Source organism: Streptomyces sp. ATexAB-D23, from assembly GCF_000373645.1.
In the GTDB taxonomy this organism is placed as follows: domain Bacteria; phylum Actinomycetota; class Actinomycetes; order Streptomycetales; family Streptomycetaceae; genus Streptomyces; species Streptomyces castrisilvae.
Genome location: NZ_KB892003.1, coordinates 17,849 through 33,073 on the forward strand (window position 1 = coordinate 17,849; position 15,225 = coordinate 33,073).

At 72.3% G+C, this 15,225-nt stretch carries 12 protein-coding genes and 1 pseudogene; 10 read left to right on the forward strand and 3 right to left on the reverse strand.

Features of this window, described 5'->3' with window-relative positions:
• Positions 1–146: 146 nt before the first annotated feature.
• From B082_RS0105035 to B082_RS0105045, 3 genes are all read left to right on the forward strand, one after another.
• Positions 147–1,256, forward strand: a complete 1,110-nt coding sequence (locus B082_RS0105035) for an NAD(P)H-dependent flavin oxidoreductase (RefSeq protein WP_018550710.1) — start codon at positions 147–149, stop codon at positions 1,254–1,256.
• Entirely contained in the window at positions 1,253–2,794 is a 1,542-nt protein-coding gene (locus B082_RS0105040; protein WP_018550711.1) for an acyl-CoA synthetase, read from the forward strand. The genes B082_RS0105035 and B082_RS0105040 overlap by 4 nt, the downstream gene beginning before the upstream one ends.
• 77 nt (positions 2,795–2,871) lie before the next feature.
• Positions 2,872–4,371 (forward strand): acyl-CoA synthetase, encoded by a 1,500-nt coding sequence (locus B082_RS0105045; protein ID WP_018550712.1) that lies wholly within the window; start codon positions 2,872–2,874, stop codon positions 4,369–4,371.
• Between the two features lie 21 nt (positions 4,372–4,392).
• On the opposite strand, the gene B082_RS0105050 is transcribed toward B082_RS0105045, so the two are convergent.
• Positions 4,393–5,184, reverse strand: coding sequence for an SAM-dependent methyltransferase (locus B082_RS0105050; protein ID WP_026249438.1), 792 nt, complete (start codon positions 5,182–5,184; stop codon positions 4,393–4,395).
• 171 nt (positions 5,185–5,355) lie between these two features.
• Positions 5,356–6,651: a phenylacetate--CoA ligase PaaK gene (gene paaK / locus B082_RS0105055; protein WP_018550714.1), complete on the reverse strand. Its 1,296-nt coding sequence runs from the start codon at positions 6,649–6,651 to the stop codon at positions 5,356–5,358.
• 183 nt (positions 6,652–6,834) lie between these two features.
• On the opposite strand from paaK, the pseudogene B082_RS35610 reads away from it, so the two are divergent.
• Positions 6,835–8,354, forward strand: a pseudogene (locus B082_RS35610) (alpha/beta fold hydrolase).
• 37 nt (positions 8,355–8,391) lie between these two features.
• Here the strand turns inward: B082_RS35610 and B082_RS0105065 are convergent.
• Positions 8,392–10,026, reverse strand: coding sequence for an FAD-dependent oxidoreductase (locus B082_RS0105065; protein WP_018550717.1), 1,635 nt, complete (start codon positions 10,024–10,026; stop codon positions 8,392–8,394).
• A 284-nt stretch (positions 10,027–10,310) separates the two neighbouring features.
• Between B082_RS0105065 and B082_RS0105070 the strand changes: the two genes are divergently transcribed.
• The 6 genes from B082_RS0105070 (at position 10,311) to B082_RS0105095 (ending at position 15,217) form a co-directional block, all read left to right on the forward strand.
• A complete protein-coding gene (locus B082_RS0105070; RefSeq protein ID WP_018550718.1) occupies positions 10,311–11,432 on the forward strand; it encodes a SchA/CurD-like domain-containing protein in 1,122 nt (373 codons plus the stop codon).
• A 76-nt stretch (positions 11,433–11,508) separates the two neighbouring features.
• The gene (locus tag B082_RS0105075; RefSeq protein ID WP_018550719.1) at positions 11,509–11,943 is read left to right on the forward strand and encodes a cupin domain-containing protein; all 435 of its coding nucleotides are present in this window, start codon (positions 11,509–11,511) and stop codon (positions 11,941–11,943) included.
• Positions 11,940–13,208 (forward strand): beta-ketoacyl-[acyl-carrier-protein] synthase family protein, encoded by a 1,269-nt coding sequence (locus B082_RS0105080; protein WP_018550720.1) that lies wholly within the window; start codon positions 11,940–11,942, stop codon positions 13,206–13,208. Before B082_RS0105075 ends, B082_RS0105080 begins: the two co-directional genes overlap by 4 nt.
• Complete coding sequence (locus B082_RS0105085; RefSeq protein ID WP_018550721.1) at positions 13,205–14,443, forward strand: beta-ketoacyl synthase N-terminal-like domain-containing protein; 1,239 nt, start codon at positions 13,205–13,207, stop codon at positions 14,441–14,443. Before B082_RS0105080 ends, B082_RS0105085 begins: the two co-directional genes overlap by 4 nt.
• A 35-nt stretch (positions 14,444–14,478) precedes the next feature.
• Entirely contained in the window at positions 14,479–14,736 is a 258-nt protein-coding gene (locus B082_RS0105090) for an acyl carrier protein (protein WP_018550722.1), read from the forward strand.
• Between the two features lies 1 nt (position 14,737).
• Complete coding sequence (locus tag B082_RS0105095) at positions 14,738–15,217, forward strand: SRPBCC family protein (protein WP_018550723.1); 480 nt, start codon at positions 14,738–14,740, stop codon at positions 15,215–15,217.
• The last annotated feature ends 8 nt before the right edge of the window (positions 15,218–15,225 follow it).

Sequence of the window (15,225 nt, forward strand, 5' to 3'; positions counted from 1 at the left end):
AAATATCTTCCGAGCATGAAACTTCCTGCCGAGGCAGAGGGTACTGTCAGCGCCCGCCGTCCCGTAGGGGCCGGAGCCACAAAGAATCTGACACCGCATCAGAAAATCTCTTCCCTCGGTCGCCGGACTGCGGCATCCTGCCGCCCATGGAGACGGAGCTGAGCCAACAACTGGGGATCGAGCACGCCATCTTCGGCTTCACGCCGTTCCCCGCGGTGGCCGCGGCCATCACCCGGGCCGGGGGATTCGGTGTGCTCGGCGCGGTCCGCTACACCGCCCCCGACGACCTCGCACGCGACCTCGACTGGATGCAGGAACACACCGACGGCAAGCCCTACGGACTCGACGTCGTCATGCCCGCCAAGAAGGTGGAGGGGGTGAGTGAGGCCGAGGTGGAGGCGATGATCCCGCCCGGCCACCGGCAGTTCGTCCAGGAGACCCTGGCCGCACACGGCGTGCCCGCGCTCGCCGAGGGAGAGGCCTCCGGCTGGCGCATCACGGGCTGGATGGAGGAGGTCGCCCGCAATCAGCTCGACGTGGCCTTCGACTACCCCATCAGACTCCTCGCCAACGCGCTCGGTTCACCGCCCGCCGACGTCGTCGCCCGCGCCCACGACCGCGGCGTCCGCGTCGCCGCCCTCGCCGGAAGCGCCCGGCACGCCCGCCACCACGCGGACGCCGGCATCGACATCGTCGTCGCCCAGGGCTACGAGGCGGGCGGCCACACCGGCGAGATCGCCTCCATGGTCCTCGTCCCGGACGTGGTCGACGCGGTCGGACCGCTCCCGGTCCTCGCTGCCGGCGGCATCGGCAGCGGCGAGCAGATCGCCGCCGGACTGGCACTCGGCGCCCAGGGCGTCTGGCTCGGCTCCCTCTGGCTCACCACCGAGGAGGCCGATCTGCACTCCCGGGCGCTGACCGCCAAGCTGCTCGCCGCCGGCTCGGGCGACACCGTCCGCTCCCGCGCCCTGACCGGTAAACCCGCACGTCAGCTGCGTACCGAGTGGACGGACGCCTGGGACGACCCGGCCGGGCCCGGCACGCTGCCCATGCCGCTCCAGGGCCTCCTGGTCGCCGAGGCCCTCTCCCGTATCCAGAAGTACGAGACACCTGCCCTGCTCGGCACCCCGGTCGGCCAGATCGTCGGCCGGATGAACACCGAACGCCCGGTACAGGCCGTCTTCGACGAGCTGACCCGCGGTTTCGAACGTGCCGTGGACCGGATCAACCGCATCGCCGGACGGAGCGCCTCATGAACCAGCCGCCCAACGGCTTCTGGGCCCAGGCCACCGCCGACCCCGGCCGCACCGTCCTGACCGCGCCCGACGGGGAGGGCTGGACGGCGGGCCGGCTGCACGCCGAGGCCAACCGCATGGTCCACGGACTGCGCGCGGCGGGCCTGGCGGAGGGGGACGCCTTCGCCGTGGTGCTGCCCAACGGCGTCGAGTTCTTCACCGCCTACCTCGCCGCCACCCAGGCCGGTTTCTACCTCGTTCCCGTCAACCACCACCTGGTCGGCCCCGAGATCGCCTGGATCGTCGCCGACTCCGGCGCCAAGGTGCTCATCGCCCACGAACGCTTCGCCGAGGCCGCGACCGCCGCAGCCGACGAGGCGAAGCTGCCCGCGAGCCACCGCTACGGGGTCGGCGCCGTCGACGGATTCCGCCCGTACGCCGAACTGCTGGCCGACCGGCCCGCGACGCCCCCGCAGGGCCGCACGCTCGGCTGGGTCATGAACTACACCTCGGGCACCACCGGCCGCCCGCGCGGCATCCGCAGGCCTCTGCCCGGCAGACTGCCCGAGGAGAGCCACCTCGGCGGATTCCTCGGCATCTTCGGCATCAAACCCTTCGACGGCAACGTCCACCTCGTCTGCTCGCCGCTCTACCACACCGCCGTCCTCCAGTTCGCCGGAGCGGCCCTGCACATCGGCCACCCCCTCGTCCTGATGGACAAGTGGACGCCCGAGGACATGCTGCACGCGATGGACACCCACCGCTGCACCCACACCCATATGGTCCCCACCCAGTTCCACCGCCTCCTCGCCCTGCCCGAAGAGGTCCGCGCGCGCTACGACGTGACGGCGATGCGGCACGCCATCCACGGCGCCGCCCCCTGCCCCGACCACGTCAAACGCGCGATGATCGACTGGTGGGGCCGGTGCGTCGAGGAGTACTACGCGGCCAGCGAGGGCGGCGGAGCCTTCGCCACCGCCGACGACTGGCTGAAGAAGCCCGGGACCGTCGGCAGGGCCTGGCCGATCAGCGAACTCGCCGTCTTCGACGACGAGGGCAACCGCCTGGGACCGGGCGAACTGGGCACCGTCTACCTGAAGATGAGCACCGGAGGCTTCAGCTACCACAAGGACGAGGGCAAGACCAGGAAGAACCGCATCGGCGACTTCTTCACCGTCGGCGACCTCGGTCTCCTGGACGAGGACGGCTACCTCTTCCTCCGCGACCGCAAGATCGACATGATCATCTCGGGCGGCGTCAACATCTACCCCGCGGAGATCGAGAGCGCGCTGCTCACCCATCCCGCCGTCGCCGACGCCGCCGTCTTCGGAATCCCGCACCCCGACTGGGGCGAGGAGGTCCGGGCCGTGGTCGAGACCGCCGAGGGGTACGAGGCGGCCGACGCGCTCGCCGACGCGATCCTCGGCCACTGCGCCGGGCTGCTCGCCGGATACAAGCGCCCCAGGAGCCTCGGCTTCATCACCACCATGCCGCGCGACCCCAACGGCAAGCTCTACAAACGCCGGCTGCGCGCACCGTACTGGGAGGACCACGGCTGACCCCCACCGGGCCCGCCGGCGGCGCCGATGGGATCAAGACCCTTGACCGAAGAGCCCCGGCCGCACAGGATCACGCCATGACCGGTGTACGCAGCAGCACAGTCGACGGAGTCGTGACCCGCAGCGCACGGCGCACCCCCGAGCGCACCGCCCTGCGGTACGCCGGACGGACCTGGACCTACCGCGAGCTCGACGAGGCCGTCGCCACCGCGGCCGCCGCCCTGACCGAGGGGCACGGGCTGCGCCCGGGTGACCGGGTCGCCTCCTACGCCCACAACTCCGACGTGTACCTGATCGCCTTCCTCGCCTGCGCGCGGGCCGGGCTCGTCCACGTGCCGGTCAACCAGAACCTCACCGGCGACGACCTGGCGTACATCCTCGGCCAGTCCGGCAGCTCCCTGGTCCTCACCGACCCGGACCTGGCCGCCCGGGTCCCCGACGGGTTCGCCGTGCGGCCGCTGCGCGACGACGAGGGCTCGCTGCTGGCCGAACTCGGCACCCCGCGCCCCTTCGTCTCCACGCACGAGCCGGCCGCGGACGACCTGGTCCAGCTGCTGTACACCTCGGGGACCACCGCGCTCCCCAAGGGCGCGATGATGACGCACGGCGCCCTCGTCCACGAGTACGTCAGCGCCGTCACCGCTCTCGACCTGCGGGCCGGCGACCGGCCCGTGCACGCGCTGCCGCTCTACCACTCGGCGCAGATGCACGTCTTCCTGCTGCCGTATCTGGCGGTGGGCGCCGAGAACACGGTCCTCGACGCGCCGGACGCGGGCCGCGTCTTCGATCTGGTGGAGTCCGGGCAGGCCGACAGCCTCTTCGCCCCGCCCACCGTGTGGATCGCCCTGGCCAACCACCCCGAGTTCACCGCCCGCGACCTCGGTGGCCTGCGCAAGGCGTACTACGGGGCGTCGATCATGCCCGTTCCCGTCCTGGAGCGGCTGCGCGAGCGGCTGCCGGACCTCGCCTTCTACAACTGCTTCGGCCAGAGCGAGATCGGCCCGCTGGCCCTCGTCCTCGGACCGGACGAGCACGAGGGCCGGATGGACTCCTGCGGCCGGCCCGTCCTCTTCGTCGAGGCCAAGGTGGTCGACGAGGACGGCAAGGACGTCCCCGACGGCACCGCAGGCGAGGTGGTCTACCGCTCGCCCCAGCTGTGCGGCGGCTACTGGGACAAGCCCGAGGAGAGCGCCGAGGCGTTCCGCGACGGCTGGTTCCACTCCGGCGACCTGGCCGTCCGGGACGCGGAGGGCTACTTCACCGTGGTCGACCGGGTGAAGGACGTCATCAACTCCGGCGGCGTCCTCGTCGCCTCCCGGCAGGTCGAGGACGCCCTCTACACCCACCCCGCCGTCGCCGAGACAGCCGTCGTCGGGCTGCCCGACGAGCGCTGGATCGAGGCGGTCACCGCCGTCGTCGTCCTGCGTGAGGCGGCGACCGAGGACGAGCTGATCGCACACGCCCGCGAGCGGCTCGCCCACTTCAAGGCCCCGAAGCGGATCCTGTTCGTGGACGGCCTCCCGCGCAACGCCAGCGGCAAGATCCTCAAGAGGGAGCTGCGCGACCGCTTCGCCTGACGGCCCCGGGCCCCCACGCGGCTACCCGCGGACGAGGCCGACCCCGACGTGGAAGCTGTCGCTGAACTCCCGGCGCTCCGGGGCGGGCGTGCCCCGGTGCCACTGCGGGGCGGTCACCAGACCCGGTTCGACCAGGTCGAGCCCCTCGAAGAACCGGGCGACCTCCACGCGCGTACGGGGGCGCAGGGTGATCCCGCTGGAGGTGTAGCGGTCGGTCTTGTCCTCGTCGGCGGTGAGGAATTCCCTGGTGAAGTGGGAGAGCACCAGGCAGCTGCCGGCCGGCAGCGCGTCCAGCAGGGCGCGCGTGACGCCGTACGGGTCGTCCTCGTCGGGGACGAAGTGCATGAGGGCGATGAGGGACAGCGCCACCGGCCGTTCGAAGTCCAGCACGGTACGGGCGTGTTCGAGGATCCTCCCCGGCTCGCGCACATCGGCTTCCACGTAGTCGGTGGCCCCTTCCGGGGTGCTGACGAGCAGCGCCTCGGCATGCCGCAGGACGATCGGGTCGTTGTCCGTGTAGACGACCCGGGCCGCCGGGTTGACCTGCTGGACGATCTGGTGGAGGTTCGGCTGCGTCGGGATGCCGGTGCCGATGTCGAGGAACTGGTCGATGCCCGAGCGCACCGCCCAGTCGGCCGCCCGCTGCATGAACGCCCGGTTCTGTGCGACACCGGCCTTCGCCACGGGCGGCATCTGCTCGCCCAGTTGCTGATCGACGGGGTAGTGGTCCTTGCCGCCCAGGAGGTAGTCGTAGACGCGGGCCGGGTGCGGCCTGCTGGTGTCGACCGGGGTGTTGGCCGGGCCTGGCGTCATGGGGAGCTCCAGAGTCTTCTGCGGGGAGAACACGCACTGCGAGCGCGCGGGCCGCACGCACCTCCCCTGCGGACAGCAACGGCCACTTGGCCTCATCCTGCCACAGCAACCCATGGGCCCATCAGGGGAGTTGTCCCCGCACCGCCGGGGGAGGGCGGGGGAGCGGGGCGGTCAGCCTCCCGGCCGTTCCCGCTCGTCCACGATCCGGCGGAACTTGCCGACCGACCTCTCCAGCGTCTCCGGGTCGAGGATCTCGACGCCGACCGACACCCCGATCCCGTCCTTGACCGCCGCCGCGACGGCGGCCGCGGCTTCCGCCCGCTGCCGAGGTGTCGCCTCCGGCCGGGCCTCCGCACGCACCGTCAGCACATCGAGCCTGCCCTCACGGGTCAGCCGCAGCTGGAAGTGCGGCGACACCCCGGGCGTGCGCAGCACGATCTCCTCGATCTGGGTGGGGAAGAGGTTGACCCCGCGCAGGATCACCAGGTCGTCGCTGCGGCCGGTGACCTTCTCCATGCGCCGGAACACCCGGGCCGTGCCCGGCAGCAGCCGGGTCAGGTCGCGTGTCCGGTACCGGACCACCGGCATGGCCTCCTTCGTGAGCGAGGTGAACACCAGCTCCCCCTTCTCACCGTCGGGCAGCACCTCCCCGGTGAACGGGTCGACCACCTCCGGATAGAAGTGGTCCTCCCAGATGTGCAGCCCGTCCTTCGTCTCCACGCACTCCTGCGCCACCCCGGGACCCATCACCTCCGAGAGCCCGTAGATGTCGACCGCGTCGATCGCGAACCGCTCCTCGATCTCGCGCCGCATCTCCCGCGTCCACGGCTCGGCCCCGAAGATCCCCGCCTTCAGCGAGGTCGACCGGGGATCGACACCCTGCCGCTCGAACTCGTCGAGGATGGTCAGCATGTACGAGGGTGTCACCATGATGATGTCGGGCCTGAAGTCCTGGATCAGCTGGACCTGACGGGATGTCATGCCACCGGACGCGGGAATCACCGTGCAGCCGAGCCGCTCCGCCCCGTAGTGGGCCCCGAGCCCGCCGGTGAACAGCCCGTAGCCGTAGGCCACATGGACCTTGTGCCCGGGGCGCCCGCCCGCCGCCCGGATGGAGCGGGCCACCACGTCCGCCCAGGTGTCCAGGTCCTTCGCCGTGTAGCCGACGACCGTCGGGCGGCCCGTCGTCCCGCTGGAGGCGTGGACGCGGCGCACCCGGTCCTCGGGCACCGCGAACATCCCGAACGGATAGTTGTCCCGCAGGTCGGCCTTGGTGGTGAACGGGAAGCGGGCCAGATCGGCGAGCGAGCGGCAGTCCTCCGGCCGGAGCCCCGCCCGGTCGAACGCCGCCCGGTAGTGGCCGACGTTCTCGTACGCGTGCCGCAGCGTGGCCCGCAGCCGTTCCAGCTGAAGCTCCTCCAGCCCGGCGCGGCTCATCCGTTCCGCCGCGTCCAGCAGAGCCGTCATGCGGACCTCCCTCGTTCCGTGCGCACCGTGCGGACGACCGATCATTCGGTCGACTCCTCCGGGAGCAGTAATTCAGGATCTTCCACCGCCTGGCAAGAGGGGTGACGCATCTCGTCCGCCCACCCGGATACGCCCGTACCGAACACGGCTGCGTCACCCGGACGGCCCTGTTTGGATGGGCCCATGCCGACCTTCCACACGTACGACGGAACCGAGCTGGCCTACCACCTCATGGGCGAGGGCGCCCCGCTGGTCTGCCTGCCCGGCGGTGCCATGCGGGCGAGCGCCTACCTCGGAAGTCTCGGCGGGCTCGCCGCCCGGCGGCAGCTGGTCCTCCTGGACCTGCGGGGCACCGGGGACTCCGCCGCGCCCGAGGACCCGGCCACCTACCGCTGCGACCGGCTCGTCGCGGACGTCAAGCGCTGCGCGTCCACCTCGGCCTGGAACGTGTCGATCTGCTCGCCCACTCCGCGGCCGGCGACCTCGCCGCGCTCTACGCCGCCCGGCACCCGGACCGGCTGCGCAGCCTCGTCCTCATCACCCCCACCACGCGCGCCGCCGGCCTCCCCCTCGCCGGGCGCGAGGCCCGCGAGGTGGCCGCGCTGCGCAGCGCGCAGCCCTGGTACGCGGAGGCGCGCGCGGCCCTGGAGGAGATCTGGGCGGGGCGGCTGACGGACGAACTGCGCGCCGGGGCCCGGCCGTTCATGTACGGGCGCTGGGACGCGGCGGCGCGGGAACACGCCGCCGCTTCGCCCGCGCAGATCAACGCCGAGGCGGCCGTGCGCTATGCGGGCGAAGGCGCCTTCGACCCGGCCGCGACCGTCCCCGTCCTGCGCGAGCTGGCGGCACCCGTCCTCGTCCTGGCCGGGGAGTACGACCACCTCACCCCGCCCGACCGGGCCGCCGAACTGGCCGCGCTCTTCCCGCACGCGGAGTTCGCCGTGCAGCGCGGCGCCGCGCACTTCCCGTGGATCGACGACGCGGGGGCGTTCGTCCGTACGGTCACGGCGTTCCTGGACCCCGAGGTCCACAGCGTGCGGGCCGGCGGGGTCCGTCTCGCCTACCGGGTCTGGGGCGACCCGGCGGCCCCGCCCGTCGTCCTCGTCCACGGCAGGTGCGGCGACAGCACCACCTGGAGGGACATCGGCCCCCGGCTGGCCGCCACCCACCGGGTGTACGCCTTCGACCTCCGCGGCCACGGGCTCAGCGACTGGCCCGGCCGCTACTCCTTCGAGCTGTTCCGCGACGACCTGCACGGCTTCCTGGAGGCCCGCAACCTCGCTGGTGCCACCGTCGTCGGACACTCCATGGGCGGTGCGGCCGCCTACCTCCTCGCCGAGCGGCAGCCCGGACTGATCGGCCGCCTGGTCATCGAGGAGGCGCCGCCGCCCCTCCCGCTCGACCCGCCGCGCCCGGTGCCCGAACGGCCCGGCGGGGAGCTGGACTTCGACTGGCCGATCGTGCCGTCCACCGACGCCCAGCTGAACGAACCCGACCCGGCGGGCCGCGAACTCCTCGGCGCCATCACCGCCCCCACCCTCGTCATCGGCGGCGGCCCGAGCAGCCGGATCGCGCAGGAGGACCTGGCCTGGATGGCCCGCCGGATCCCCGGCGCCGAACTCGTCACCATCGACGCGGGCCATCTCGTACACACCGAACGACCGGAGGAATTCCTCGCGGCCCTCCGGTCGTTCGGTGTGTGAACCGGTCCGGTGTCTGAATCAATGGGCCGGCGCCGCCTCAGTCCCGGTGCAGCAGCGTCGCCAGGACCTCGTGCAGCGTCGCCCCGGCGTCCTCGACTCCCGTCTCGGCGCGCCAGGCGACGAAGCCGTCGGGGCGCACCAGGACCGCGCCGTCCGGCTGCGTCCCGTGCGCCTCGGCCCAGTCCACTCCGTCCTCGGGCTCCAGGTCCCCGCCAGGACCGGTCCCGATGCCGAACGCGGCCAGCCGCACCCCGAGCCGGTCACCGACCCGGGCCGCGGCCCGCCGCCACACCGTGTCCGCGCCATCGGTGAGCAGCACGAAGGAGCGCTCGTACAGATCGAGGGTCGAGATCCGCTCGCCGGCCCGCCGCACCCACAGGTGCGGCGCCCTGCTGCCCGGGTCGCCCGCCAGTCGCATCCCCTCGGGGACGACCGGCTGCTCGGGGGAGACGCCCAGGACCGCGCCCCGCACATAGCGGTAGCCCAGCGCCACGTTCAGCATCCCGCCCCGCTTGCCGCCGCCCACCGACGGCGGCGGCGCGTAGCCGGGGTGGCTGTGCTCCTCCGACCGGGCCGACGCGCGCGCACTGGTCGCCCGCGCCACCGGCAGCCGCTCCTCCCCGTACGTCTCCAGCAGCCCCCGCCCCGCCTCGCCACGCAGTACGGCGGCCAGCTTCCACGCCAGGTTGTGCGCGTCCTGGATGCCGGTGTTGGAGCCGAACGCGCCGGTGGGCGACATCTCGTGCGCCGAGTCACCGGCCAGGAACACCCGGCCCCGTGAATACCGCTCGGCCACCCGCTCCGCAGCGTGCCACGGAGCCTTGCCGGTGATCTCCACATCGATGTCCTGGGCGCCCACCGCCGTACGGATGTGGCGGACGCACCGCTCGTCCGTGAAGTCCTCCAGCGTCTCGCCGCGGCCGGGCTGCCACGGGGCGTGGAACACCCACTCCCGCTCGTTGTCCACCGGCAGCAGCGCCCCCTCCGCCTCCGGGTTGGTCAGGTAGCAGACGATGAAGCGCCGGTCGCCCAGCACCTCGGCCAGAGCGCGCGAACGGAAGGTGACGCTCACGTTGTGGAACAGGTCGCCGGCCCCCGAACGGCCGATGCGCAACTGCTCACGGACCGGGCTGCGCGGCCCGTCCGCCGCGATCAGGTAGTCCGCCCGCACCGTCGTGTGCTCGCCCGTCGCGCGGTTCTTCAACGTCGCCGACACACCCGAGGCGTCCGGGTCGAACGACATCATCTCGGTGGAGAACCGCAGGTCACCGCCCTGCTCCCGGGCCCGCTCCAGCAGGACGGGCTCCAGGTCGTTCTGACTGCACAGACACCAGCCCGTCGGGCTGAAACGCGCCAGCGTCCCGCCCGGGTCGATCTGCTTGAACAGCCACTCCTGATCGTCCCCGGTCAGCGAGCCGGCCTGGAGAATCCCGTGGTTCTCCGCCAGCACCGAAGCCGCCGCCCGGATCCCCGGCTCCACACCCGCCCTGCGGAACACCTCCATCGTGCGGACGTTGTTGCCACGGCCGCGCGGATGGGTCGAGGTGGCGGCGTGCTTCTCGACCAGCAGGTGCTCGACGCCGAGCCGACCGAGGAAAAGGGACGCGGACAGGCCCACCAGCGAGCCGCCCACGATGAGGACCGGTACATGGAGGTCGACGTTCTCGTTCATCAGTTGCTCCAGCTCCGACGCCGTACAGATGCACTGTCCATGCCCGGGTCCGGGCCGTGTCGGAGCGCTTGGGGCGCCTGCTCACCTGAACGGTTCATAAATCTCGCGTCAGGCGGACCAGCGTTTCACGATCGGTCACGGAGACGACGCCCTCGCATCGGGCGGGCCGTGCGCGATCGCCGGGAGACTCCCCGTTCCGATTCCCCTCGGCAGCCGCCGGCTCCCCACCGGTCCGGCCCGCTCTCCCCGCGTCAGTGCCATTCAGCGTCGAAGGAGCTCGCAAGATGACCACCACACTCTCGGAACGGATCTCCCAGTCCGCCTTCGACGGATCCAGGCTGCGCGTCGTGCTGCTGCTGGACCTGCACGACGGCGCCCAGACGCAGTTCCTGGAGGCGTACGAGCACATGCGCAACCAGGTCGCCTCCATCCCCGGACACATCAGCGACCAGCTGTGCCAGTCCATCGAGAACCCCTCGCAGTGGCTGATCACCAGCGAGTGGGAGAGCGCGCCGCCCTTCCTGGCCTGGGTCAACAGCGAGGAGCACGTCGCCACCGTCCAGCCCCTGCACAGCTGCGTGCGCGACACCCGTTCGCTGCGCTTCAGCGTCCTGCGCGAGACCGGCAAGGGCTTCGAGACCGTGCCCGACCCGCTCAAGGGCGGCCTCCAGACCTCACCGCGCCTCGGCGACGGCGTCGTACGCCACGCCCTCACCTTCACCGTCAAGCCCGGCACCGAGGACATCGTCGCCGGGCTCCTGGCCGACTACGAGTCGCCCCGCTCGCGCGTCGACGACCACACCCGGCTGCGCCGCACCTCGCTGTTCATGCACGGCAACAGGGTGGTGCGCGCAGTCGAGGTCGAGGGCGACCTCATGGCCGCGCTGCGCCACGTCTCGCGCCAGCCCGAGATCCGCGCCGTCGAGGAGGCCATCAACCCCTACCTCGAACAGGACCGGGACCTCGCCGACCCCGACTCCGCCCGGATGTTCTTCACCCGCGCGGCCCTGCCCACCGTCCACCACGTCTCGGCCGGCCGCCACGCCCCCGAGGAACTGCGCCGGCACGCCGTGTTCTACCAGGCCAAGGAGGGCTGCGGGATGGCCCTGGCCCGGCTGCTGGCCGGTCACGACGAGGAGGCCGCCGACGACTCGGCCAGCCCCATCGACAGCAGCACCATCTTCCAGCGCGACGACGTCGTGGTCCGCCTCCTGGAGGCGAGCGGCCCGCTCGACGCGCAGCCCGCCCAGGCGCTCGGCATCCACGGACCCGACAAGGCGGCCAGGCTGGCCCGCCTCCTGGACGGGGACGCGAACGTCGTGCCGGCCACCGACCAGGACGCCGCACGCTTCCTCGCCCGGTCCGAGATGCGGCTGATCACCGACCGGCGGGCCGCGGATTCCTGACCCGCGCACCGGGACCCGGGGGGCTCTCGCTCGACCCGTCACCACAACGCGCCCAGCGCCCAGGAGGAAACCAGTCATGACCACGCACCGGCCACGCATCGTGGACCTCAGTGAGACCCAGCCCAACCGCAGGCGCGGAGGCGACCTGCGCGCCCTGCTCACCCCGACCGCGGTGGGCGCCACCAGCGGCTTCATGGGCCTGGCCATCGTCGAGCCCGGCGACCGCATCGGCGAGCACTACCACCCGTACTCGGAGGAGTTCGTCTACGTCGTGCAGGGGCTCCTGGAGGTCGACCTGGACGGTGAGACGCACGCGATGCGCCCCGACCAGGGGCTGCTGATCCCGCCGCACGTGCGCCACCGCTTCCGCAACGTCGGCGACACCGAGGCGCGCATGGTCTTCCACCTCGGCCCGCTCGCCCCCCGCCCGGAACTCGGCCACGTCGACACCGAGGTGACCGAGACCGCCGAGCGCGGCGCCCCGCCAGAACGAACCGAGGCCGCCTCATGACCCGGCGCGTGGCGGTCACCGGAGTCGGCGTCGTCGCCCCGGGCTCCATCGGGACCCCCGCCTTCTGGGACCTCCTCTCCAACGGCCGCACCGCGACCCGGGGCATCACCCTCTTCGACCCGGCGGGCTTCCGCTCCCGGATCGCCGCCGAGTGCGACTTCGACCCGGCCGCCCACGGACTGGACGACGAGGAGACCGCCCGCGCGGACCGGTACGTGCAGTTCGCGATGGTCGCCGCCCGCGAGGCGCTGGCCGACGCAGGTCTCGACACCGAGCGGACCGACCCCTGGCGGATGGGCGTCTCCCTCGGCACGGCCGTCGGCGGAACCACCCGGCTGGAGCACGACTACGTCGCCGTAAGCGAGAGCGGGGCGCGCTGGGACGTCGACCACCGCCGGGCCGGAAACCACCTGGAACGCGCCTTCTCACCCAGCTCACTGGCCTCGGCGGTGGCCGAGCAGGTCGGCGCGCACGGCCCCGTGCAGACCGTCTCCACCGGCTGCACCTCCGGACTCGACGCCATCGGCTACGCCTTCCACTCCATCGAGGAGGGCCGGGTCGACGTCTGCGTCGCGGGCGCCTCCGACTCGCCGATCACCCCGATCACGGTCGCCTGCTTCGACGCGATCAAGGCGACCTCGCCCAACAACGAGGACCCGGAGCACGCCTCCCGGCCCTTCGACTCGCGCCGCGACGGCTTCGTGATGGGCGAGGGCGGGGCCGTCCTCGTCCTGGAGGAGCTGGAACACGCCCGCGCCCGCGGGGCGACGGTGTACTGCGAGATCGCGGGCTACGCCACCTTCGGCAACGCCTACCACATGACCGGGCTGACCCCCGAGGGCCTGGAGATGGCCGAGGCCATCGACCGCGCGCTCGGCCACGCCCGGATCGCCCCGCAGGACATCGACTACGTCAACGCGCACGGCTCCGGCACCAAGCAGAACGACCGGCACGAGACCGCCGCGGTGAAGCGGGCGCTCGGTGCGCACGCCCACAAGGTGCCGATGAGCTCCATCAAGTCGATGGTGGGCCACTCCCTCGGCGCGATCGGGGCGATAGAGATCGCCGCCTGCGTCCTGGCCCTGGTCAACCAGACGGTGCCGCCGACGGCGAACTACGAGTCCCCGGACCCCGAGTGCGACCTCGACTACGTGCCGCGCACCGCCCGCCCCCTGAAGCTGCGCAGCGTCCTGTCGGTGGGCAGCGGATTCGGCGGCTTCCAGTCCGCGGTGGCCCTGACCCGAACCGGTGGGAGGACACCATGAGCACCCGAGAGGCCCGGCGCACCGTTGTCACCGGCATCGGCGTCGTCGCACCCAACGGCACGAGCACCGAAGCCTTCTGGAAGCGGACGCAGGAAGGCATGAGCGTCCTGGACCGGGTCACCCGCGAAGGGTGCGAGAACCTGCCGCTGCACATCGCCGGCGAGGTCCGCGGCTTCGACCCGGTCGCGCTCATCGAGGAGCGCTACCTCGTCCAGACCGACCGGTTCACGCACTTCGCGATGGCCGCCGCCGACATGGCCCTGGACGACGCCCGGCTGGGCCGCGCCGACTACGAGGACCGGCCGTTCGGCGTGGGCGTGGTCACGGCGGCCGGCTCCGGCGGCGGCGAGTTCGGCCAGCGCGAACTGCAACGGCTGTGGGGCCAGGGCTCCACGTACGTCGGCCCCTACCAGTCGATCGCCTGGTTCTACGCGGCGAGCACCGGGCAGATCTCCATCCGCGGCGGCTTCAAGGGGCCGTGCGCGGTGGTGGCCAGCGACGAGGCGGGCGGCCTCGACGCACTGGCACACGCCGACCGGTCCGTCCGGCGCGGCACCGACGCCGTGGTGGTCGGTGCGGCCGAGGCCCCGCTCGCGCCCTACTCCGTGGTCTGCCAGCTCGGCTACCGCGACCTGAGCGCCTGCGAGGACCCGACACGCGCCTACCGCCCGTTCACCGCGGACGCCTGCGGATTCGTGCCCGCCGAGGGCGGCGCGATGTTCGTGGTCGAGGAGGAGACGACGGCGCGCGAGCGCGGCGCCCGGATCAGGGCCGAGATCGCGGGCCACGCCGCCACCTTCACCACCGCGGCGCACTGGGAGGAGTCCCGCGCGGGCCTCGCCCACGCCATCGAGGGCGCGCTGCGGGAAGCCGGCTGCGCCCCCGAGGAGGTCGACGTGGTCTTCGCGGACGCGCTCGGCTCACCGGCCGCCGACCGGGCCGAGGCGCTGGCGCTGGCCGACGCGCTCGGCCCGCACAGCCGGCGCGTCCCGGTGACCGCCCCCAAGACCGGCACCGGCCGCGCCTACTGCGGGGCCCCCGTCCTGGACGCGGCTGCCGCCGTCCTGTCCATGGAGAACGGCCTCGTCCCGCCCACACCCAACGTCTTCGAGATCTGCCACGACCTCGACGTCGTCACCGGACGCGCCCGCACCGCCGAGCTGCGCACGGCGCTCGTGCTCAGCCGCGGCCTCATGGGATCGAACGCGGCGATGGTGCTGCGCCGCCCCGCGTGAGCCCCGACCACCCTCGTGAGAAGGAGAAGTCCCTCATGACCGACCGACTGACGTACGAAGAACTCGCCGCCCTGATGAAGAAGGGCGCCGGGCTCTCCGTCGACCCCCGGGAGATGGAGAACCGCTCCGGCACCCCCTTCGACGAGTTCGGCCTCGACTCCCTGGGCCTGCTCGGCATCGTCGGCGTACTGGAGAACCGGCACGGGCAGCCGCTGCCGGCCGACGCGGACCGCTGCAAGACGCCCCGCGAGTTCCTCGACCTCGTCAACAACAGCCTCATGACAGGAGCCTGACGTGTCCGGACACACCGAGAACGAGATCGTCATCGCCGCCCCCCTGGACCTCGTCTGGGACATGACGAACGACCTGGAGAACTGGCCCCGCCTGTTCAGCGAGTACGCCGCGGTCGACGTCATCGAGCGGGACGGGGAGCGCACCACCTTCCGTCTGACGATGAACCCCGACGAGAACGGCAAGGTGTGGAGCTGGGTCTCCGAGCGCACCACCGACCGCCCCGGGCGCACCGTGCGGGCCCGCCGCGTCGAGCCCGGACCGTTCCAGCACATGGACATCAGGTGGGAGTACTCCGAGGTGCCCGGCGGCACCCGCATGCGCTGGACGCAGGACTTCGCGATGCGCCCCGACGCTCCGGTCGACGACGCCTGGATGACCGACAACATCAACCGGAACTCCAAGGTCCAGATGGCGCTGATCCGGGACAGGATCGAGCAGCGTGACCGCGAGAGCCGCTCTGCGGCCGTCCCGGCCAACTGACCCACCGT